The sequence below is a fragment of the Marmoricola sp. URHA0025 HA25 genome (assembly GCF_054059435.1).
Genome location: NZ_JBSSCD010000001.1, coordinates 1,410,382 through 1,431,854, shown reverse-complemented (window position 1 = coordinate 1,431,854; position 21,473 = coordinate 1,410,382). Strand labels below are relative to the sequence as shown.

The following is a 21,473-nucleotide window of genomic DNA, read 5'->3' as shown; positions in this document are numbered from 1 at the left end:
CGTGCACATGCGCCATCACTGCACCCCCCACGCGTGCGTCGTGATCTTCCCCCACTGACGGTGCCGCCAGCCGCTGTGGAGCGGCCAGAGCAGAAGGTCCCTAGACAGGGGTACTAGGTCCCGCTGCCCTCGGCAGCGGCGGAGTAAGAGGTCAGACGACGGCGAGCGGGAGCAGCTTCTGCCCCGTGGGGCCGATCTGGATGTCCGTGCCCATCTCCGGGCAGACACCGCAGTCGTAGCAGGGGGTCCAGCGGCAGTCCTCGACGTCGACCGACTCGGGGTCGAGGGCGTCCTCCCAGTCCTCCCAGAGCCAGTCCTTGTCGAGTCCCGAGTCGAGGTGGTCCCACGGCAGCACCTCGTCGTAGGTGCGCTCACGCGTGGTGAACCAGTCGACGTCGACCCCCGTGCCGGCCAGGCCACGCTCGGCGGCGCTCATCCAGCGCTCGTAGGAGAAGTGCTCGCTCCAGCCGTCGAACCTGCCGCCGTCGCGCCAGACCTCCTCGATCACCCGGCCGACCCTGCGGTCGCCGCGCGACAGCAGTCCCTCGACGATGCCCGGCTTGCCGTCGTGGTAGCGGAAGCCGATCGCGCGCCCGTAGCGCTTGTCCGTGCGGACCACCTCGCGCAGCTTGCGCAGCCGCTCGTCGGTGGTCACGTGGTCGAGCTGTGCGGCCCACTGGAACGGCGTGTGCGGCTTGGGCACGAACCCGCCGATCGACACCGTGCAGCGGATGTCGTTGTGGCCGGAGACCTCGCGGCCCTTGGCGATCACCTTCTTGGCGAGGTCGGCGATGGCCAGGACGTCCTCGTCGGTCTCGGTGGGCAGGCCGCACATGAAGTAGAGCTTCACCTGCCGCCAGCCGTGGGAGTACGCCGCGGCGACCGTGCGGATCAGGTCCTCCTCGGTGACCATCTTGTTGATCACCTTGCGCATCCGCTCCGAGCCGCCCTCGGGGGCAAACGTCAGGCCGGACCGGCGGCCGTTGCGGGAGAACTCGTTGGCGAGCGTGATGTTGAAGGCGTCGACCCGTGTGCTCGGCAGGGAGAGCGAGACGTTGGTCCCGTCGTACCGGTCGGCGAGGCCCTTCGCGACGTCGGCGATCTCGGTGTGGTCGGCGCTCGACAGCGACAGCAGCCCGACCTCGTCGAACCCGGAGCGCCGGATGCCGTTCTCGACCATGTCGCCGATCGTCTTGATCGACCGCTCGCGCACCGGTCGGGTGATCATCCCTGCCTGGCAGAACCGGCAGCCGCGCGTGCAGCCGCGGAAGATCTCCACCGAGAAGCGCTCGTGGACCGTCTCCGCGAGCGGGACGAGCGGGTTGCGGGGGTAGGGCCAGGCGTCGAGGTCCATCAGGGTGTGCTTGCGCACCCGTGCCGGGACGCCCGCCACGTTCGCCCGTACGCCGGCCAGCGACCCGTCCGCCGCATAGGACACGTCGTAGAACTTCGGGACGTAGACGCCGCCACTCACCGCGAGCCGGCGCAGCAGCTCGTCACGCGGCTCGAGGCCCCTTCCATCGGGCAAGGTGCCGGCAGGTCGGCCCTCGGCCTTCCACTCGCGGACGACCTCGCTGATCTTGAGCACGACCTCCTCGCCGTCACCGAGGACGGCGGCGTCGAGGAAGTCGGCGACCGGCTCGGGGTTGAAGGCCGAGTGCCCGCCGGCCAGCACGACCGGGTCGTCGCCGGTCCGGTCCACTGCGTGCAGCGGGATGCCGGCGAGATCGAGCGCGGTGAGCATGTTGGTGTAGCCGAGCTCGGTGGAGAACGAGATGCCGAACAGGTCGAAGGCGCGCACCGGCCGGTGGCTGTCGACGGTGAACTGCGGGATGTCCTCGCGGCGCATCACCGCCTCCAGGTCCGGCCACACCGAGTAGGTGCGCTCGGCGAGCACGTCGTCGCGCTCGTTGAGCACCTCGTAGAGGATCTGAACGCCCTGGTTGGGCAGGCCGACCTCGTAGGCGTCGGGGTACATCAGCGCCCAGCGCACCGTGGAGTCGTCGGCGCCCCAGTCCTTCTCGACGGAGTTGAGCTCACCGCCGACGTACTGGATGGGCTTCTGCACGCTCGGCAGATGGGGCTCGAGCCGGGCGAAGAGCGAGACCGGCGCGGTCGAGACACTGCTGTCGGGCACGACAGACCTTCCGGGAGTGAGGGGGGACAAAGTCCAAGGGTAAGGGCGATAGTTCAGGCATGCACGCCGAGATGCAGGCACTGAGGGCGCCGGTCGCCTTCGACGGCACCCGGTTCATCCCCGGCGGCGTCACGGTGATCATCGACGCGGACACGATCTTCGCGGTCGAGAGCTACGACCATCCCGTGCCGGTGGCCTGCCCGGTCACGACGTACGACGGCACCCTGCTGCCTGGTCTGTTCGACGCCCACGTGCACCTCGTCTCCGACGCCGGCCGCGGGAGCCTGGAGCGGGCCGCAACCATGACCGACGAGGAGCTCGACTCGGTGATCACCCAGTCGCTGCGCCAGCAGGCGCTCGCGGGCGTCACCACGGTGCGCGACCTGGGCGACACCGGTTTCCGCACCCTCACCCATCGTGACCGGGCCGCTGCGGGCATGCCCCGGATCGTTGCCGCCGGACCACCGATCACGGTTCCGGACGGCCACTGTCACTACCTCGGGTGCGTCGCGGAGGGGCCCGAAGCCGTCCGGACTGCGGTCCTCGGGCACGCGGAGCGAGGCGTCGACGTCATCAAGGTGATGGCCGGCGGCGGCATGACCACCGGCGGCAGCGACGTCTTCGGGGTCCAGTTCGCCGCCGACGAGCTCCGGCTACTCGTGGACACCGCACACGACCTCGGGCTGGGAGTGCTCGCCCATGCGCACTCGCTCGCCGGTATCGAGCACGCCCTCGACGCCGGAGTCGACGGGATCGAGCACTTCACCGGCATCTCACCCGACGGGATCCGCCTTCCCGACGAGCTTCTCGACAGGGTGGCGGCCGCCGGAGTCGCCGTCGATCCGACCCTGGGCAGCGACGCCACTCAGTTCGCGCCGTCGGAGGGTCCACCGCCGCGGATCGTCGAGGAGCTGGCCAGGATCGGGGTGGACCTCCCGACGCTGCTCGCCCGGCGGCGCATCGATGCAGGCCGGATGCGCGACCACGGTGTCCGCGTGGTCAGCGGTGTCGACGCGGGCGCGGCACCTCTGAAGCCGCACGGCAACGCGTGGCGCGCGGTGGCGGACCTGGTGAGCGCGGGGTACCCCGTCGACGAGGCGCTAGCGACAGCCACGTCGGTGGCGGCGGACGCCTGCGGCCTCCGCGAGGTCACCGGCGCGCTGCGGGAGGGGCTGTCCGCCGACCTCCTCGTGGTCGACGGCGACCTGCGCTCGGACGTCGATGCGTTGCACCACCCCGTCGCGGTGCTCGTCTGCGGTGCCGACGCCCTCGCCTGACGCCGAGCGGGCACAAACGCAGCCCGAAAGCACGCCGAGCGGGCAGAAACGCTGCGCGAAAGCACGCCGAGCGGGCGGAAAGGCTGCGCGAAAGCACGCCGAGCGGGCAGAAACGCTGCGCGAACCGGCGCGGGCCGGCACGACGGTGCTCGCGTCGAATCCAGCGTTTGTGCCCGGTCGGCGTACCCGGGCGCTGCGTTTGTGCCCGGTCGGCGTACCCGGGCGCTGCGTTTGTGCCCGCTCGGCGTACCCGGGGGCTGCGTTTGTGCCCGCTCGGCGTACCCGGGGGTTCGGGTTCAGCGAGTCAGTACGCGCGCGCCCGGCAGCCGGTTCGCGGGGGCGTGGACCGAGCGGCGCTGGATGTTCAGCAGCAGCCCGATGGCCACGAGCGAGGCGAACATCGAGGAGCCGCCGTACGACACCAGCGGGAGGGGTACGCCGGTCACCGGCATGATCCCCAGGCACATGCCGATGTTCTGGAACGTCTGGAAGCCGAGCCAGCAGGCGATCCCGGCGGCCGCGAGCCGGCCGAACAGGTCCTCGGCACGCACCGCGACCAGCAGCGCGCGCCACAGCAGCAGGGCGAACAGCGCGATCAGCACGCCGGCGCCGACCAGACCGAGCTCCTCGCCGGCGACGGTGAACACGAAGTCGGTGTGCTGCTCGGGCACGAAACCCGACTTGGTCTGCGAGCCGCCGAACAGGCCCTGGCCGAAGAGCCCGCCGTTGCCGATGGCGATCCGCGCCTGGGTGGTGTTGTAGCCGGCGCCCCGCGGGTCGAGCTCCGGGTTCGTGAAGGCCATGAACCGGTCGACCTGGTAGGCCTTGAGGATGCCGAGGGAGACGACGAGCGTCGCGCCGGCCACACCGGTGGCGAGCATCCCGACCAGCCAGCGGCGCGGAGCGCCAGACACCCCGAGCACGCCGAACACGGTCGCGGACAGCACCAGCATCGTCCCGAGGTCCGGCTGCAGCAGGATCAGCAGTGCCGGGAGGCCGGCGATCGCCAGCATGCCGGCGACCTCGACGTTGCCGATGTGTCGCCGGCGCGAGCCCTCGACGCGCTCAGCCGCGAGCAGGGCCATCCCCACGACGACGGCGAGCTTGGCGAACTCGGCGGGCTGCAGCGACAGGCCGCCCACGATCAACCACGACTGCGACCCGTTGATCGTCGAGCCCATCGCCAGCACGAGGACCAGGCCGGCCACCGAGCCGGCGTACACGAGCGGCGCGAGGATCCGCACCCAGCGGTGGTCGGTCACCAGCACCGCCCCCGCCAGGCCGAGCCCGATGGCGATGTTGACGAGGTGCTTGCGCAGGTACGCCGTGCCGTGACCGTGGGTGAGCGCGTCGTTCGCCGAGGTGGACGACCAGACCAGCAGGGTGCCGATCACCAGGATCGCCGCGGCCGCGAACACCAGCACCCAGTCGGTCCGCGGCCGGGTCCGCAGGGAGGGTGTCAGCGTCTGCAGACGTGCGCGCGCCTGCGGGATGACCGTCATCGCGAGCCTCCTGTGACCGGCGGCAGGATGGAGCCGTCGTCGGTGAAGGTCGGCAGCCGGCGCGGCGGAGTGACCCCCGGGATGGTCGACCTGGACGCGTCGACCTCCTCGCCGGTGATGCCGTAGAGCGCCTCCCAGATCTTGCGGACCGCCGGCCCCGACGTACCGGAGCCGGTGCCGCCCTGGGTCACCATCATCACCACGACGTAGTCCTTCGTGTAGGTCGCGACCCACGAGGTGCTCTGCTTGCCGTAGACCTCGGCCGAGCCCGTCTTTCCGCGGATCTTCACCTGGTCGAGCGGGAAGCCGCCGAACTTCCAGGCGAGCGTGCCCTCGCGCGGCGTCCCCTGCAGCGCCGTGTCGACGTAGGAGATCGCGGACCTCTTCGACTTCACGTGGCCCTGCACGACCGGGTCGATGCGCCGGACGACCTTGCCGGCCGGGTCGACGATCGCCTTCGCGACCCGGGGCGCGTACAGCGTGCCGCCGTTGGAGAGGGCGGCGTACGCCCGGGCCAGCTGCAGCGGGGTGACGATCGTGTCGCCCTGCCCGATCGCGAAGTTCACGGCGTCGCTTGCCCGGTACTGGCTGCCCTCGAGGCAGAACTCGTGGGCGAAGACGTGGAGGTAGTCACGCTTGTGCGCGGTGTTGCGCTTGTCGATCGCGCAGTAGTGGCCCTTCATGGCGTTCCAGTAGTCCAGCTTCCAGTGCCGGTCCGCGATCCGGCCGCTGGCTTCTCCGGGGATGTCGATGCCGGTCCTGGTGCCGAAGCCGAACGCCTTCGCCTCCGCGACCAGCGGGTCCTTGGCGTTGACGTTCGTCGGGTCGGAGCCGAAGCGGTTCCAGAAGCTCAGGCCGACCCGGTAGAAGAACGTGTCGCAGGAGATCTCGAGCGCGCGGGCGAAGTCGATCATCCCGTAGGAAGCCGACTCGTAGTTCTTGAACAGCCGGTTGCCGACCTGCACTCCGCTCGAGCAGTCGAGCCGGCTGTCCGGGGAGAACCCGTTGTTGAACGCACCGACCGTCATGAACGGTTTCCACGTCGAGCCCGGCGCGAACTGGCCCTGCGTCGCCCGGGAGAGCAGCGGGTTGCCGGACTTCTTCGAGTACAGGCTCTTCAGCTGCTTGCCGGTGATGCCGTCCACCCAGACCGAGGGGTCGTACGTCGGCTGGCTGGCCATCGCGACGACGCTGCCGTCCCTCGCGTCGAGCACGATCGCCGCTCCGCTGTCCGCGACGTAGTTCTTGTGGGTGACCTTGTCGTAGGTCTTGCGGGCGGTCGTGATCGCGTCGTGCAGCTGCTGCTCGACGACGCCCTGCACCTTGGCGTCGAGCGACGTCACCAGGGTGTCCCCCGGGGTCGCCTGGACCTGGCCACTGTCGCCCAGCACGCGGCCCATCGAGTCGACCGCGACCCGCTGGTAGCCGGGGATCCCGCGCAACCACTGGTCGTAGGACTTCTCCACCCCCGATCGGCCGACGACCGAGGCTCCGTTGACCGACGTGTCGTCGGCCTGCTCGGCCTCGTCGAGCTCGTCGGCGGTGATCGGGCTGAGGTACCCGAGCACCCCGGCTGCGTTGACCCCGAACGGCGCCGGGTAGGACCGCACGCTCTCCCGCTGGGCGACGACGCCTGGATATGCCTCGGCCTGCTCGGAGATCTGCACGGCGGTCGCCTGGTCGACGTCGCGGGCGACGGGGACGGGCTGGAACGGGGACCCGTTCCAGCACGTGCCGGTGACCGCGCCCGGCTGGCCGCAGACCACCGTCCGCGCCACGAGGTCGGCGTACGGCTCGTGGACGGCGCCGGCCACCTTGCGCAGCAGCGCTTCGCGGTCGGCCTCGCTCAGCTTGCCGAGCACGGTGCGGTCGACGCTGACCACCCAGCTGTCCCGGTTGGCCACCAGCGGACGACCCATCGCGTCGACGATGAGCCCACGCGCCGGCTGCACGACGATGTCGCGCACCGACTGCTCGGCAGCCTTGGCCTGGTACTCCTCGCCGGTGAACACCTGCAGGTACCAGAGCCGCGCGAACAGGGTCACGAACAGGGAGACGAACATGACCTGCACGACGAACAGCCGCAACCGGCTCCTCCGCTGTGTAGGCCGGATCAGCACCGCAGCCATCAGTGCGGCACCCGCACCCTCGGCCGCGCCCGGCTGCGCGCGTCCACGCGGTCGCGCCCGGGGCCGAGTGCGGCGAACGCGGCGAGCAGGAGGGGCACGAGCAGCGGCGCGAGCAGGACGTCCCAGAGGACGCTGGTCACGATCACCTGCACGGTCTGGTCGACAGGGAACGAGCCGTCGCCGACCACGACACCCGACAGCGCGTAGACCGACGTGCCGACGAACGACGCGGCTCCGACGACGAGCACCGCCGCAAGCGCCGAGGACCGCGCGTCCTGGCGCACGCGCCCGGCAAGGTAGCCGACCACGACGAGCGCGAGTGCCCACCGACCGGCGACGTGGTCGGCCGGTGGCGCGAGGTCGACGAGCAGACCGGCCACGAAGCCGAGCAGCGCGCCGTACTCGGGCCCGCGGTCGATGGCCGCGACCACGACCAGGACGAGGGCGAGGTCGGGCACGACGCCGTCGATCGCGACGTGCCGGAAGACGACGGTCTGGAAGACGACGGCGACGCAGACCAGGGCGGCGACCCCGGCACCGCGAAGGGCGTTCACTGGGGCGCTCCCGCGGTCAGCACCGGACGGTCGCCCTGCGTCCCCTTCGGTACGACGACCCCGACGACGTCCAGCGAGGTGAAGTCGACGAACGGCTTGATCACCGCCTGGCGCGAGCTCTGTCGCGGGGAGGAGACCACCGACTCGACCCGCCCGATCGGGATGCCCGCGACGTACGGGACCCCGTCCTTCGACCCCCAGGTCACCACCACGTCATCGCGCGACGGGACCACGGAGGTGTCCACCAGGTCGAGGGCCAGCCGGCCGTCGTCCCCGACCGAGCCGCGGCCGCGCAGGAAGCCGATCTCCTGGTTGGTGCCGAGGCGGCCGCCCACCACCGAGTCGGTGTCGACGATGAGCAGCACGGTTGCGCTGCTGCGGGTCACCCGGACGACGCGGCCGACGAGACCGTCCGCGTCGAGCACGGTCATGCCCTGGCGGATCCCGGACGACGTGCCGGCATCGATCGTCACCGTGCGCGAGAACGACTGCATCGGACCCACCGCGACCACCCGGGCCGCCACCATCGAGTAGCCGGTGTCACCGACGACGCGGGTGAGGCCGTCCAGCTCCGCGAGCCGCTGGCGGTCGAGCGGCTCGGTGGCGACCTTGCCGCGGAGCGCGGAGTTCTCCGACTCCAGCTGCGCCACCTGGTCGCGGAGCCCGTGGTTGGTCTGCAGGGCATCACCGAGGCTGGTGAACGGCCGGATCGCGGTGGCCGTCGCCGACTCCATGGGGCCGACGACGTTGCCGACCGCGCTGCGCAGTGGGTCCAGCGGTGAGCTCGAGCCGGCCCGGGCGTCGAGGACCATCAGGGTCAGGCAGGCCAGCACGAGCAGCCCGAGGACGCGCCGCGTCCGCTGGTCGGGCGACGGTGGGCGCCCGCCCCGGGACGCCGGCCCCCGCAGCATCAGGCACTCCGGCGATGGGTCTCCGAGACCAGCACCTGCTGGAGCGCCTCGAATTCCTCCACGCACTTGCCCGAGCCGAGCACCACCGAGCTGAGCGGGTCGTGGGCCACGTGCACCGGCATGCCGGTCTCGTGGCGCAGCCTCTCGTCGAGCCCGCGCAGCAGCGCTCCCCCGCCGGTGAGCACGATGCCGCGGTCCATGATGTCACCGGCCAGCTCGGGCGGAGTCTGGTCGAGCGTGGTCCGGACGGCGTCGATGATCGTGTGCAGCTGCTCCTCGATCGCCTTGCGGATCTCCACGCTCGAGACCGTGACGGTGCGGGGCAGGCCGGAGACCATGTCGCGGCCGCGGATCTCGGCGGTGGGCTCCTGGGCGAGCGGGTACGCCGACCCGAGCGTCACCTTGACCTCCTCGGCGGTGCCCTCGCCGAGCATCAAGGAGTGCTCCTTCTTCATCCAGGCGATGATCGCCTGGTCGAGCTCGTCGCCCGCCGTGCGCACCGACAGCGTGGTGACCAGGCCGCCGAGCGAGATCACCGCCACCTCGGTCGTGCCGCCGCCGATGTCGACGACCATGTTGCCGGTCGCCTCGTGCACGGGCAGCCCGGCGCCGATCGCGGCGGCCATCGGCTCCTCGATGATGTAGACCCGGCGCGCTCCGGCCTGGTAGCCGGCCTCCTTCACCGCGCGCTGCTCGACCGGCGTCACCCCGCTCGGCACGCAGATCACCAGCCGCGGCTTGGCGAAGTAGCGCCGGCGGTGCACCTGGGCGATGAAGTGGCGCAGCATCTGCTCGGTGGCGTCGAAGTCGGCGATCACCCCGTCGCGCAGCGGCCGGATCGCGGTGATGCCCTCCGGCGTACGCCCGATCATCCGCTTCGCGTCCGAGCCGACCGCCAGGATCTCCCGGGTCTGCGAGTTCATCGCGACCACCGACGGCTCGTCGAGCAGCACGCCGCGCCCGCGCACGTACACCAGGGTGTTCGCGGTGCCGAGATCGACCGCCATGTCGCGGCCGATGAAGCTGTTGGCCATGTGCTGCCTCGCAGGGACGTCGTGGGGGAAGAGGCAAGGCGCCCCTGCCGGCGCGCCGTACCCGAGCACGAGCCTAGGAGCGGGCGCGCTCATTCCCGTGGAGGACACGCCCCACTGGTCACATTGGCCACAACCCGCGGGACTTGGTTTCGACAGGCTCAACCCCCGGGTGGTCGAGCAGCGAGCGCCAGCGAGCGATCAGTCGAGACCCGGTGAGGTACCCACAGGGCTCAACCACCGGAGCCTACCGGGTGGTCGAGCAGCGAGCGCCAGCGAGCGATCAGTCGAGACCCGGCCAGGCACCCACAGGGCTCCAACACACGGAAGCCCCGGGTGGTCGAGCAGCGAGCGCCAGCGAGCGATCAGTCGAGACCCGGCGACGTGCCCACAGCCTCAGCCCGAGGGCTCAGAGCCCGGGGAACCAGATCGCGATCTCGCGGGCGGCCGACTCCGGGGAGTCCGAGCCGTGCACCAGGTTCTCCCGGTTCGAGAGCGAGAAGTCGCCGCGGACGGTGCCCGGCGCGGCCTTCCGGCCGTCGGTGGCGCCGTTGATCGCGCGGACGACCTCGACCGCCTCGTCGCCCTCCAGCACCACGGCCGCGAGCGGGCCGCCGGTGACGAAGTCGCGCAGCGGGGGGTAGAACTCCTTCGACACGTGCTCGGCGTAGTGCTGGTCGGCCAGGGCCGCGTCGACCGTCCGCAGCTCCAGGGCCACGATCGAGAGCCCCTTGGCCTCGAAGCGACCGAGGATCTCGCCGACCAGGCCGCGGCGGACGGCGTCGGGCTTGAGGAGGACCAGAGTGCGCTGCGTCATGTCCCGAACCCTAGGACCCCGATCCGCTGGGCACGGTCCCCGGGTCCCCGGCAGCCGCCCGGTCGCGGTCGATGGTGCGGCCCAGGCGCACCGCGGTGAGCCAGAGCGCCAGGAAGACGGTGCCGAGGACGAACATGGCGCCGACCTCGAAGCCGAGCGCGAGCGCGGCGACCTGGATCGCCCAGCCGAGCCAGTACGCCCACCCGAACCGCAGCAGCCCGGTGACCAGCACGCACGCGACCGTCAGCCCGAGACCCACCCAGAGCGCACGCGCCGTGTCCACCGACTCCACCGAGATCAGCACCGGCGTCGAGAGGCCGAGCACGACGGCCTCGAGCAGCAGGATCGCCGCGCAGAGGCGGCGCTGCATCAGTCGTCCTTCCCGCGAGGCCTCAGCAGCGCCCGGGCCTCGCCGACGGTGATCACCGACCCGGTGACCAGCACTCCCCCGGATCCGAGGCCCTCACCGAACACCCCGCCCGCCTCGGCGAGCGTGGTCGCCTGGTCGACGGCGTCGACCAGGGAGGGCGCCTCGCTGACCCGGTCCTGCCCGAAGATCCCCCGGGCCACCTCGGCGAGCTCGTGGGCCGGAAGGGCGCGCGCCGTCGAGTTCTGCGTGCAGACGATGTGCGCGAACACGGGCTCGAAGGTCGAGAGCAGGCCCTCGTAGTCCTTGTCGGCCATCACCCCGACCACGCCGATCAGCGGGCTGAACACGAACGAGTCCTCGAGCGCCTCGACGACCGCGGCCGCGCCGTGCGGGTTGTGCGCGGCGTCGAGCACGATCGTGGGAGACCGGCGGACGATCTCCAGCCGGCCCGGTGAGGTCACCTCGGCGAACGCGTCCTTGACCACCTCCTCGGCCAGTGGCTCGTCGCTGCCCAGGAACGCCTCCACCGCAGCGAGAGCGAGGGCGGCGTTCTGTGCCTGGTGCGCGCCGTACAGCGGCAGGAAGACGTCGTCGTACACGCCGCGCAGTCCCTGGAGCGACAGGAGCTGGCCGCCGACGGCAGGGACCCGGCTGCGCACCCCGAACTCGAGGCCCTCGCGGGCGATGGTCGCGCCGACCTCGGTCGCGCGCTCCACGATCACGGCGGCGACCTCCTCCTCCTGGACGGCAGTGATCACCGTGGCGCCTGGCTTGATGATGCCGACCTTCTCCCGGGCGATCTTCGCGGCGGTGTCGCCGAGGTACTTCTCGTGGTCGATGGCGACCGGGGTAAGGACGGCGACGATGCCGTCGGCGACGTTCGTGGCGTCCCAGGCGCCGCCCATCCCGACCTCGACGACGGCGACGTCGACCGGGGCATCGGCGAACGCGGCGTAGGCCATCCCGACCATGGTCTCGAAGTAGGACAGCGGGTGGTCGTGCTCGGCGTCGACCAGGTGCGTGTACGGCGCGACGTCGTTGAAGGCGCGCACGAACTCGTCCTCGCCGAGCGCCTCACCGTCGATCACGATCCGCTCGGTCATGGACTCCAGGTGCGGGCTGGTGAACCGTCCCGTGCGCAGCCCGACGCTGCGCACCAAGGTCTCCACCATGCGGGCAGTCGAGGTCTTGCCGTTCGTGCCGGTCAGGTGGATCACCGGGTAGGCGCGCTGCGGCTCGCCGAGGAGCTCGGTGAACGCCTCGATGCGCTCGAGGGTCGGGTCCAGCCGGGACTCGGGCCACCGCGAGAGCAGGGCGTCCTCCACCTCGGCATAGGTCTCGGCGGGACGCGCGGCTGCGGGGATCTCGGACATCGGGCCGAGTCTACGGAGACACCCGGCTTCGGTGCGTGCCGGTTGCCGCGAGGTGATCGATCAAGCTTCGAGACCCAGCGCCTCCGCGTCCTCGACGGGCACCTCGGGGAGACCGTGGTGCTCCACGACGTACGCCGCGAGGTCGCGCAGCTTGACGTTCTGCACGCTCGAGTAGCGGCGCATGATCTCGAAGGCCCGGTCGACGGAGATGTCGTAGCGCTGCATGAGGATGCCCTGCGCGACCCCGATCGTGTGCCGGTTGTGCATGGCGCTCTGCAGTCCGGAGATCTCCTTGGCGGTCGCGAGCGACGCAGCGGCGTGCAGGGCGTAGAGGAAGATGACGTCGAGGGTGTCGCTGTCGTCGAAGCCGTCGGTCTGCGAGGAGTAGAGGTTGAGCGCGCCCATCGAGACCGCGCCCACCTGGAGCCGCACCGCGAGCAGCGAGCGGACGCCCTCCCGTGCTGCGCGTGGGCCCCAGCGAGGCCACCGCGGGTCCTGCGCGATGTCGCCGCTGCGGTACCACTCGTTGTCGACCAGCGCCTCGATGCACGGCCCCTCGCGCAGCTCGTACTGCAAGGCGTCGCAACGAGTGGCGATTTCCGAGGTCGCGGCCAGCGTGCGGGCCCGCCTGCGGTCGGGGACGGTCACGCTCGCGTGCTCGATCTCGGGGGCGAGGGTCAGGGACCGCTCGAGGAGCGTCTGCACGGTGGCGCTCTCGTCGCGCACAGCGAGGAGCTGCGCGCTCAGGCGTGCGAAGACGGCAGCCTGGTTGGCCGGAATGCTCATGGAACCCACCGTGCGAAGGCGAACACCGGCCCTCGTCTCGAGCCGGTGCTCTTGACGCTACACCCGCCCCGTGGCTCTCACTCGTGCTGTTCGCGAAGCACGAGCTCCGCCGTCTCGGTCAGCGAGTGCCCGTGCTGTCCGGCTCGCTCGAGAAGCCTCAAGTAGGCCTGCTCCATGTCCACGTCGTGGAGGTAGGCGAGGGCGCCCTTGGCCTGCTCGACGACGGAGCGCGCCATGACCGCCTCGTGGACCCTGGCCAGCACCTGGTCGAACGGGACGTCCGCGGCTTGGACGAGCACGAGGGTCGCCACGTCAGCGAACGCCTGACCGAGCAGACCCGTGTCCTCGCGCTGCTCGTCGTCCACGGTGCGGAAGATGTTCAGCCCGCCGAACACCTCGCCGTGCCAGCGCATCGGGAAGGCATGCACGGAGTGGTATCCCGCATCCCGGATCGCCGGTCCGACGTCCTTCCAACGGTCCGCCATCTCGGTTGCCCCGACCGCCTCCACCGGCTGGCCGCTCGCGATCGTCTCGACACACGGGCCTTCGGACTCCTGCGCCTGGAGCATCTCGAGCTCCACCACGCGATGCGTGCTGGCACTCAGCAGCGAGAGCGTGGACTCCTCGAGGACGAGGATCGCCGCTGCGTGGGCAGACATCGACGGCAGGCAGTCGGTCATCAGCTGGGCCAGGACGTCGGCCACGCGGTCGCCGGCCAGCATCGAGGCCGACGCCGACGCCATCGCCTGGACAGCGCTGGGCTGGTCGTTCGACCGGCCGTCGGGGTGAACTGTCATTGAGTGGTCCCGTCCGCATCGTCGGTGTCGCTGAAGTCGAGCTCTCGGGCGAGCACCCAGTTGCTCACCGCGGCCAGCGTGGTCGAATGGGCGAACGCGTGCGCGCGCAGCACCGCCACCGCATCGGCCGGTGCGACCCTGAGCTGCGCCACGACCATGCCGGTGGCCTGGTCGATGCGGTCGCGGACCGCCCATCGGTCGTGCGTCACGCTCTCGGAGTCCAGGTGCCCGAGGAGCGCCACGCCGACCGCGTTCGCGAGGAACTGCGCGTCGTCGTCGGTGACGGCCAGGTGCCGCTCACCGCTCTGGTAGACGCAGACGACGCCGACCACCGCCGACTCAGGACGGACCGGGAATGCGTGCAGGGACAGAGACCTGCCGCTCTGGCCGAGCAGGTCGGAGAGCATCGGCCACCGGTGTCGCTGCTCGGCCAGCGAGAGACCACTGACCGCCGCGCCGGTGCGGAAGGCGTCGAGGCTGGGCCCTTCGCGCAGCACGTCCTGGGCGTCCTCGACCTTGGCCGCCGGGTCGTCGGTCGCGCAGAGGGTGATCCGGTCCTGCGGGGCGAACCCCAGGGTGATCGAGCCGCCGTCGGCGGCGACGATCTCGTTGAACGCCTGGCACAGCCGCATCGCCATCGGGTTGCCTGCCTCCGTGTGCGCCAGCCCGCGGGTCAGCCGAGCGAGGAGCGGGTTGAGCTCCGGCATCAGTGCCACCTCGTCCCCATCGGCTCGGTGCGCGGACGGTCACGGGCTGGTCCTGCGATCGCGTCGGTGTCATGACCGTGGGCCCGACAGCGCTCATTCCACCGTACTCTCCGAGCCACCGACCACGGAGCAGACGAGCCGAAGGTCGCCGGCAGACAAAATAGAACACGTTCCACTAGGGTGCTCGAGACCCCTACCTGGCTGGAGCGTGAGCGATGCGGACCACCGTCGCAGTCGTCAACGAGCAGGGCGGCGACTTCTCCCTCGAGGATGTCGAGCTCGACGGGCCGCGGGGCGACGAGGTGCTCGTGCGCATCGTGGCCACCGGTCTGTGCCACACCGACATCACGATCAAGGGCTTCCTGCCGGCCGAGATGTTCCCGAACGTCTTCGGCCACGAGGGTGCCGGTGTCGTCGAGGAGGTGGGCTCCGAGATCACCGGCATCGAGGTGGGCGACCACGTCGTGATGAGCTTCCGCTCCTGCCGCACCTGCGAGAAGTGCACGAGCGGCCTGGTCGGCTACTGCGACTCCACGCTGCTGATCAACTACATGGGGCTGCGGATGGACGGGTCGACCACCTACACGCGTGACGGCTCACCTGTCTTCGGGTCGTTCTTCGGCCAGTCGAGCCTCTCGCGGCACGCCATCGCGTACGCCGACAACTGCGTGGTGGTCGACAAGTCGCTGGACCTCACCCGCCTGGCGCCCTACGGGTGCGGCTTCCAGACCGGCGCCGGCACCGTGCTCAACGTGCTCCGGCCCGGACCCGAGCACAGCCTCGCCGTGTTCGGCGCCGGGGCGGTCGGGCTGGCCGCGCTCGCCGCCGCCCGGTACGCCGGCGTCGGCACCCTGGTCGCCGTCGACCCGCTGGCGTCCCGCCGCGAGATCGCCGAGCGGTTCGGCGCGGTCGGCGTCGACCCGACGGGCGACGCACCGGTGGTCGACCGAATTCGCGAGCTCACCGGCGGTGGAGCGTCGTACGCGATCGACACGACGGCCATCCCGGCAGTCGTCAAGCAGGCGCAGCAGGCGCTCGGCGTCCGCGGCACCCTGGTGGCGCTCGGTCTCGGCCCCGAGGAGTACGCCCTCGACGCGATCGACCTGCTGCAGAACGGCAAGAGGGTCATGGGATCGGTCGAGGGTGACTCCGACCCGCAGGAGATGGTCCCGCGCCTGATCGCCCTGCACGCCGCCGGCGACTTCGACCTCGACGACCTGGTCACCACCTACCCGTTCGAGGAGATCAACTCCGCCGTCGCCGACGTCCTGGCCGGCAAGGTGGTCAAGCCGGTGCTGGTCTGGTGACCGGCCGGTAGCCTCGGCGCATGAGGCTTCGCCTGAGCGACGAGGAGGCCGTCTTCCGCGAGGAGATGCGGACCTTCTTCACCACCCAGATCCCGAGCGAGACCCGCGAGGCGGTGGCCGCGGGCCGCCACCTCGACAAGGACGCGTACGTCGAGACCATGCGGATCATGAACGCCGCCGGGCTGGCCGTGCCGAACTGGCCGGTCGAGTGGGGCGGGCGGGACTGGACGCCGCTGCAGCGGCACATCTGGCACGAGGAGCTGCAGCTGGCCTGCGTGCCGCCGCCGCTGGCGTTCAACGCCAACATGGTCGGGCCCGTGATCGCGAACTTCGGCTCCCAGGAGCTCAAGGAGCGGTTCCTGCCGCCGACGGCGAACCTCGACATCTGGTGGGCGCAGGGGTTCTCCGAGCCCGACGCAGGCTCCGACCTCGCCTCGCTGAGCACCCGTGCGGTGCGCGACGGCGACGACTGGATCGTCAACGGCCAGAAGACCTGGACGACGCTCGGCCAGCACGCCGACTGGATCTTCTGCCTGGTGCGCACCGACCCGTCCGCCGAGCGGAAGCAGGCGGGGATCTCCTTCCTGCTGTTCCCGATGGACTCCCCCGGCGTGACGCTGCGGCCGATCGAGCTGATCGACGGCGGCTTCGAGGTCAACGAGGTGTTCTTCGACGAGGTCCGGGTGCCCGGCGACCTGCTGGTCGGCGAGGTCAACCAGGGCTGGACGTATGCGAAGTTCCTGCTCGGCAACGAGCGGGTCGGCGTCGCACCGGTCGGGGCCACCAAGCGGGTCCTCGCCCGGCTCAAGGAGACCGCCGGCGACCTCGGCCGCCTCGACGACCCGTTCGTGGCGGCGCGGTTCGTCGAGCTCGAGAACGAGCTGCTGGCGCTGGAGCTGACCGCTCTCCGCGTCGTCGCGCACTCCGCCGACGGCAAGCCGCACCCGGCCTCTTCCGTGCTGAAGCTCAAGGGCACGGAGCTGCAGCAGGCGGTCTCCGAGCTCGCCGTCGACCTCGCCGGCTCGCTGTCGCTGGCGAGCGGCTCGCAGTCGGTGCCGGAGTGGGCCGCGCTGACCGCACCGACGTACCTGAACCTGCGGAAGGCCTCGATCTACGGCGGATCGAACGAGATCCAGCGGCAGATCATCGCCGGCACCATCCTCGGACTCTGATCCGCGACACCCCGGGAGACGGACATGGACTTCACCCTCGACGAGGAGCAGCAGGCACTGCGCGACGCGGTCCGCGGTGTCCTCAAGCAGTACGACCCGTCCGTGGACGCCGAGCACCGCCGGGAGGTGACCGCGAAGGATCCGGGCTTCGACGAGGACCTCTGGGGTCGGCTGGCCGAGATGGGCCTGCTCGGCCTCCCCTTCGCCGAGGCCGACGGCGGCATGGGCGCCGGACCGGTCGAGGTGGCGATCGTGTGCGAGGAGCTCGGCCGGGTGCTCGCACCGGAGCCGTACGTCGCGTCGGTGGTGCTCGCCGGCGGACTGGTGGCAGCTCTGGGCAGCGACGAGCAGCGCGCCGAGCTGCTCGGTGGCCTGTCCTCGGGCGAGCACCTGCTCGCGTACGCCGAGGGTGAGGTCGCCGAGCCGGTGATCCAGGGAGCTCGCGCCGACACGATCGTGTGGAACGTCGGCGGCGAGCTGCTCGTCGGACCACGGCCGGCTGATGCGGTCGGCTACCGCACGCACGACGGCGGCCGCGCAGTGAGGCTCGAGCTCGACCGGTCGGCCGCGACGCCGCTCGGCACGGGCGGTGACGCCTCCGACGCCGTCGGGCTGGTCAGGGCGCGGGCCCAGGTCGCCGCCTGCCACGAGGCTCTCGGGGCGATGGACGCGGCGCTGCGGATGACCACGTCGTACCTCACCACTCGCAAGCAGTTCGGCGTGACGCTTAACCGGTTCCAGTCCCTCACCTTCCGCGCCGCCGACCTGTACACCGCGCTCGAGCTCACCCGCAGCATCGTCACCTGGGCGACCATGGTGGCCGCCGAGAGCGACGACCCGCGAGCGGTCATCACCGCCGCCGCCCGCGCCAAGCTGCAGGCCGCTCGCGCCGGGCGGCTCATCGGCCAGGAGGCGATCCAGCTCCACGGCGGCATCGGGATGACGGCCGAGTACGCCGTCGGCCACTACACGTCCCGCCTCACCGCGATCAACCACTGGCTCGGCGACGCCTCCGAGCAAGTCGCCCTGCTCGCCGACAGCCTCACCGACCACACCGTGCTCGACCCGCTGTCCTGACCCGAAGGCACGCCGAGCGGGCACAAACGCAGCCCGGACGTACGCCGAGCGGGCACAAACGCATCCCGAACGTACGCCGAGCGGGCACAAACGCTGCGACCTGCCGGACATTGGCAGACATCGTTTCTGCCCGCTCGGCGCGTCCGCGTGCCGCTTCTCTGCCCGCTCGGCGACTCGGCGCGCTGCTTTTCTGCCCGCTCGGCGTTGGGGGGCGATGACGATCGCGGTGGAGACGCCGGAACGGGTTTTCGCCGCCGGCGCGCCCGCCCGTAGCATTTCGGCCATGACCGACACCCAGCGCCCGCCTTCGGGCCAGTCCTCCGCCACGGCGACCGCAGCTCGTGCGGTCGTCGTACCGGAGAAGCCGGCGCTGGAGGGTCTCGAGCCGAAGTGGTCCGCGCGGTGGAAGGCCGACGACACCTACGCCTTCGACCGCAGCCAGCCGCGCGAGAACGTCTACTCGATCGACACGCCGCCGCCCACGGTCTCCGGCAGCCTGCACGTGGGCCACGTGTTCTCCTACACCCACACCGACCTGATCGCCCGCTTCCAGCGGATGCGCGGCAAGTCGGTCTTCTACCCGATGGGCTGGGACGACAACGGCCTGCCCACCGAGCGCCGGGTGCAGAACTACTACGGCGTCCGCTGCGACCCGTCGCTGCCCTACGACGCCGGCTTCACCCCGCCCGCGAAGCCCGACCCCAAGAAGCAGGTCCCGATCAGCCGCCCCAACTTCGTCGAGCTCTGCGAGCAGCTCGTCGTCCAGGACGAGCAGGTCTTCGAGGAGCTGTGGCGCAAGGTCGGGCTCTCCGTCGACTGGTCGCAGTACTACACGACCATCGGCCCGAAGGCTCAGAAGGTCAGCCAGGTCGCGTTCCTGCGCAACCTCGCCCGCGGCGAGGCCTACCTCCAGGAGGCCCCGACGCTCTGGGACGTCACCTTCCAGACCGCCGTCGCCCAAGCCGAGCTCGAGGCGCGCGAGTACGCCGGCGCCTACCACCGGGTCGCCTTCCATCAGCCCGACGGCACTCCGGTCCACATCGAGACGACCCGTCCGGAGCTGATCCCCAGCGTGGTCGCTCTGATCGCCCACCCCGACGACGAGCGCTACCAGTCGCTGTTCGGCACGACGGTCAGCAGCCCGGTCTTCGGCGTCGAGGTCCCGGTCCTGGCCCACCCCGCCGCCGAGATGGACAAGGGCGCCGGCATCGCGATGTGCTGCACCTTCGGAGACCTCACCGACGTCCAGTGGTGGCGCGAGCTCGACCTTCCGGTGCGCACGCTGATCGGCCGCGACGGCCGGATGTCCCGGGAGACCCCCGAGTGGCTGAGCAGCCCGGCCGCGGCCGCGGCGTACGAGGACCTCAAGGGCAAGACCGCGTTCTCCGCCCGCGAGGCCGTGGTCGAGAAGCTGCGCGAATCGGGTGACCTCGAGGGGGAGCCCACCCCCACCAGCCGGATGGTGAACTTCTTCGAGAAGGGCGACAAGCCGCTCGAGATCGTGGCCACCCGGCAGTGGTACATCCGCAACGGTGGCCGCGACGCCGAGGTCCGTGAGGAGATGCTCGCCCGCGGGGCCGACGTCACCTGGATCCCGCAGCACATGAAGCACCGCTACGACAACTGGGTCGGCGGCCTGAACGGTGACTGGCTGATCTCCCGGCAGCGGTTCTTCGGCATCCCGTTCCCCGTCTGGTACCCGCTCGACACCGAGGGCGAGCCGGACTACGACCACCCCCTCCTGCCCCGCGAGGACGAGCTGCCGCTCGACCCCTCGACGGTCGCGCCGCACGGCTACACCGAGGACCAGCGCGGCAAGCCCGGCGGCTTCCTCGGCGACCCCGACGTCATGGACACGTGGGCGACGTCGTCGCTCACGCCCCAGATCGCCGGTGGCTGGGAGACCGACGAGGACCTGTTCCAGCGGGTCTTCCCGATGGACCTGTGCACCAACGCGCACGACATCATCCGGACCTGGCTCTTCTCCCGCGTCGTCCGCGCGCACTACGAGAACCACGCGACCCCGTGGAGCCACGCGATGATCTCGGGCTTCATCGTCGACCCGGACCGCAAGAAGATGAGCAAGTCCAAGGGCAACGCCGTCGTCCCGGACGCCGTCCTCGACCAGTACGGCGCCGACGCGGTCCGCTGGCGCGCCGCGATGGCCCGCCCGGGTCTGGACTCGCCGTTCGACGAGACCCAGATGAAGGTCGGCCGCCGGCTGGCGATGAAGGTCCTCAACGCGTCGAGGTTCGTGCTCGACTCGGTCGGCGCCACCGATCCCGACCCGGCCCCGATCACCGAGGCGATCGATCGGGCGCTGCTTGCCCGTCTCCTCCAGACCTGCCGCGAGGCCACCGAGGCGTTCGACGCCTACGACTACACCTCCGCGCTGGAGGTCACCGAGCGGTTCTTCTGGGAGTTCTGCGACGACTATCTCGAGCTGGTCAAGGAGCGCGCGTACGCCGACGGCGAGGGATCGGAGTCGGCGAAGGCTGCGCTCGCCTGCGCCCTGCACACCACCCTCCGGCTGCTCGCGCCGTTCCTGCCCTACGTGACCGAGGAGGTCTGGTCATGGTGGCAGGAGGGATCGATCCACCGCGCGTCCTGGCCGAGCCCGGCCGACGCCGCACCGGCGTCCGGTGAGCCCGGCGTGCTCGAGGCCGTCGCGACCGCCCTCACCGGCATCCGGGGAGCGAAGTCGAACGCCAAGGTGTCGATGCGCGCCGAGCTGGCGCGGGTCGAGATCGCCGGACCAGCGGCGCTGGTCGTGGCCGCAGAGTCCGCGGCCGATGACCTGCGCAAGGCGGGCAAGATCACCGGTGAGCTGGTGTTCACCACCCGGTCCGACCTCGCTGAGCTGGTCGTGACGGCAGAGCTGGCGCAGCAGGGCTGACCAGGTCCCGCGCGAAGGCGCTCAGGGGCCCGCGGGCCGGCCCTTCCCGATCCCCGCGCCCGGAGCGGTCCCGGTGGGCGTCGCGGTGGGCGTCCCGGTCGGCGTCCCGGTGGGCGTCGGGGTCGCCGTCTCGTGCGCCTTGGCGTGACCCTTCCCGTGCGGGGCGGCGGTGGCGGTCACCTCGGCCGTCGACGTGGAGGCCGAGGGCGACGTCGCGTTCCCCCCGACGGCGCTCGACCCGGGCGCACCGTCCGATCCGGCGCGAGCCTTCTGCGTCGTGCCCACCGTGCTCGGTGACGCGACCTGGACGGCGGCGGTGGTGGGACCGGCCACCGGTCCCGGTGACCACAGCTCGGGCGACAGCGGGTGCATCAGGACCGCGCCGGAACGGACCTGCAGGTGGCCGCCGAGAACCACCTCCGGGACTCCGTTCGGGTTCACGTGAGCCGGTGACGTGGCCGGGCCCGACGCGGGTCGGTCATTCGCGCGGAGACCAGCGCCGGTGATGACTGCCGCAGCGATCGCGAGCAGCCAGAAGGCAGCCAGCGGGCGCGCTTGGTCGGCGTTCACGGTGCTTCTCTCCCCGAGCTGCGAGCCACGGACAGATGGCTCTGGGCGGTCTCCCCCGTC

General features: G+C 71.1%; 18 protein-coding genes. 5 read left to right on the top strand and 13 right to left on the bottom strand.

Annotated elements, in window-relative coordinates; genetic code table 11:
• Positions 1-151: 151 nt before the first annotated feature.
• Entirely contained in the window at positions 152-2,137 is a 1,986-nt protein-coding gene (locus ACVW00_RS07025) for a TIGR03960 family B12-binding radical SAM protein (protein WP_457110185.1), read from the bottom strand.
• A gap of 59 nt (positions 2,138-2,196) precedes the next feature.
• On the opposite strand from ACVW00_RS07025, the gene ACVW00_RS07020 reads away from it, so the two are divergent.
• Positions 2,197-3,414 (top strand): amidohydrolase family protein, encoded by a 1,218-nt coding sequence (locus tag ACVW00_RS07020; protein WP_457110184.1) that lies wholly within the window; start codon positions 2,197-2,199, stop codon positions 3,412-3,414.
• A 296-nt stretch (positions 3,415-3,710) separates the two neighbouring features.
• On the opposite strand, the gene rodA is transcribed toward ACVW00_RS07020, so the two are convergent.
• The 11 genes from rodA to ACVW00_RS06965 all read right to left on the bottom strand — a co-directional run bounded on the left by rodA (position 3,711) and on the right by ACVW00_RS06965 (position 14,391).
• Positions 3,711-4,916, bottom strand: coding sequence for a rod shape-determining protein RodA (rodA, locus tag ACVW00_RS07015; protein WP_457110183.1), 1,206 nt, complete (start codon positions 4,914-4,916; stop codon positions 3,711-3,713).
• Positions 4,913-7,003, bottom strand: a complete 2,091-nt coding sequence (gene mrdA, locus ACVW00_RS07010; protein ID WP_457110182.1) for a penicillin-binding protein 2 — start codon at positions 7,001-7,003, stop codon at positions 4,913-4,915. The genes rodA and mrdA overlap by 4 nt, the downstream gene beginning before the upstream one ends.
• 41 nt (positions 7,004-7,044) lie before the next feature.
• Entirely contained in the window at positions 7,045-7,599 is a 555-nt protein-coding gene (gene mreD, locus ACVW00_RS07005; protein WP_457110181.1) for a rod shape-determining protein MreD, read from the bottom strand.
• Positions 7,596-8,510 (bottom strand): rod shape-determining protein MreC, encoded by a 915-nt coding sequence (gene mreC, locus ACVW00_RS07000; RefSeq protein WP_457110180.1) that lies wholly within the window; start codon positions 8,508-8,510, stop codon positions 7,596-7,598. Before mreC ends, mreD begins: the two co-directional genes overlap by 4 nt.
• Positions 8,510-9,544 carry a rod shape-determining protein gene (locus tag ACVW00_RS06995; protein WP_457110179.1) on the bottom strand — a complete coding sequence of 345 codons (1,035 nt, stop codon included), beginning with the start codon at positions 9,542-9,544 and terminating at the stop codon, positions 8,510-8,512. Before ACVW00_RS06995 ends, mreC begins: the two co-directional genes overlap by 1 nt.
• Positions 9,545-9,950: 406 nt before the next feature.
• Positions 9,951-10,358: a nucleoside-diphosphate kinase gene (gene ndk / locus ACVW00_RS06990; protein WP_457110178.1), complete on the bottom strand. Its 408-nt coding sequence runs from the start codon at positions 10,356-10,358 to the stop codon at positions 9,951-9,953.
• A gap of 10 nt (positions 10,359-10,368) precedes the next feature.
• Positions 10,369-10,728 (bottom strand): DUF4233 domain-containing protein, encoded by a 360-nt coding sequence (locus tag ACVW00_RS06985; RefSeq protein ID WP_457110177.1) that lies wholly within the window; start codon positions 10,726-10,728, stop codon positions 10,369-10,371.
• Entirely contained in the window at positions 10,728-12,101 is a 1,374-nt protein-coding gene (locus ACVW00_RS06980; protein WP_457110176.1) for a bifunctional folylpolyglutamate synthase/dihydrofolate synthase, read from the bottom strand. The genes ACVW00_RS06985 and ACVW00_RS06980 overlap by 1 nt, the downstream gene beginning before the upstream one ends.
• A gap of 60 nt (positions 12,102-12,161) precedes the next feature.
• Positions 12,162-12,887 carry a GAF and ANTAR domain-containing protein gene (locus ACVW00_RS06975; protein WP_457110175.1) on the bottom strand — a complete coding sequence of 242 codons (726 nt, stop codon included), beginning with the start codon at positions 12,885-12,887 and terminating at the stop codon, positions 12,162-12,164.
• A 77-nt stretch (positions 12,888-12,964) separates the two neighbouring features.
• Entirely contained in the window at positions 12,965-13,684 is a 720-nt protein-coding gene (locus tag ACVW00_RS06970) for a GAF and ANTAR domain-containing protein (RefSeq protein WP_457110174.1), read from the bottom strand.
• Complete coding sequence (locus ACVW00_RS06965) at positions 13,681-14,391, bottom strand: GAF and ANTAR domain-containing protein (protein WP_457110173.1); 711 nt, start codon at positions 14,389-14,391, stop codon at positions 13,681-13,683. Before ACVW00_RS06965 ends, ACVW00_RS06970 begins: the two co-directional genes overlap by 4 nt.
• Positions 14,392-14,606: 215 nt before the next feature.
• Between ACVW00_RS06965 and ACVW00_RS06960 the strand changes: the two genes are divergently transcribed.
• The 4 genes from ACVW00_RS06960 (at position 14,607) to valS (ending at position 20,843) form a co-directional block, all read left to right on the top strand.
• Positions 14,607-15,698 (top strand): NAD(P)-dependent alcohol dehydrogenase, encoded by a 1,092-nt coding sequence (locus ACVW00_RS06960; protein ID WP_457110172.1) that lies wholly within the window; start codon positions 14,607-14,609, stop codon positions 15,696-15,698.
• A 20-nt stretch (positions 15,699-15,718) separates the two neighbouring features.
• Positions 15,719-16,870 carry an acyl-CoA dehydrogenase family protein gene (locus ACVW00_RS06955; protein ID WP_457110171.1) on the top strand — a complete coding sequence of 384 codons (1,152 nt, stop codon included), beginning with the start codon at positions 15,719-15,721 and terminating at the stop codon, positions 16,868-16,870.
• Between the two features lie 24 nt (positions 16,871-16,894).
• Positions 16,895-17,947: an acyl-CoA dehydrogenase family protein gene (locus ACVW00_RS06950; protein ID WP_457110170.1), complete on the top strand. Its 1,053-nt coding sequence runs from the start codon at positions 16,895-16,897 to the stop codon at positions 17,945-17,947.
• A gap of 283 nt (positions 17,948-18,230) precedes the next feature.
• Positions 18,231-20,843 carry a valine--tRNA ligase gene (gene valS, locus ACVW00_RS06945; RefSeq protein ID WP_457110169.1) on the top strand — a complete coding sequence of 871 codons (2,613 nt, stop codon included), beginning with the start codon at positions 18,231-18,233 and terminating at the stop codon, positions 20,841-20,843.
• A 21-nt stretch (positions 20,844-20,864) separates the two neighbouring features.
• Here valS and ACVW00_RS06940 read toward each other — a convergent pair whose 3' ends face one another.
• A complete protein-coding gene (locus ACVW00_RS06940; protein WP_457110168.1) occupies positions 20,865-21,413 on the bottom strand; it encodes a hypothetical protein in 549 nt (182 codons plus the stop codon).
• Positions 21,414-21,473 lie beyond the last annotated feature (60 nt).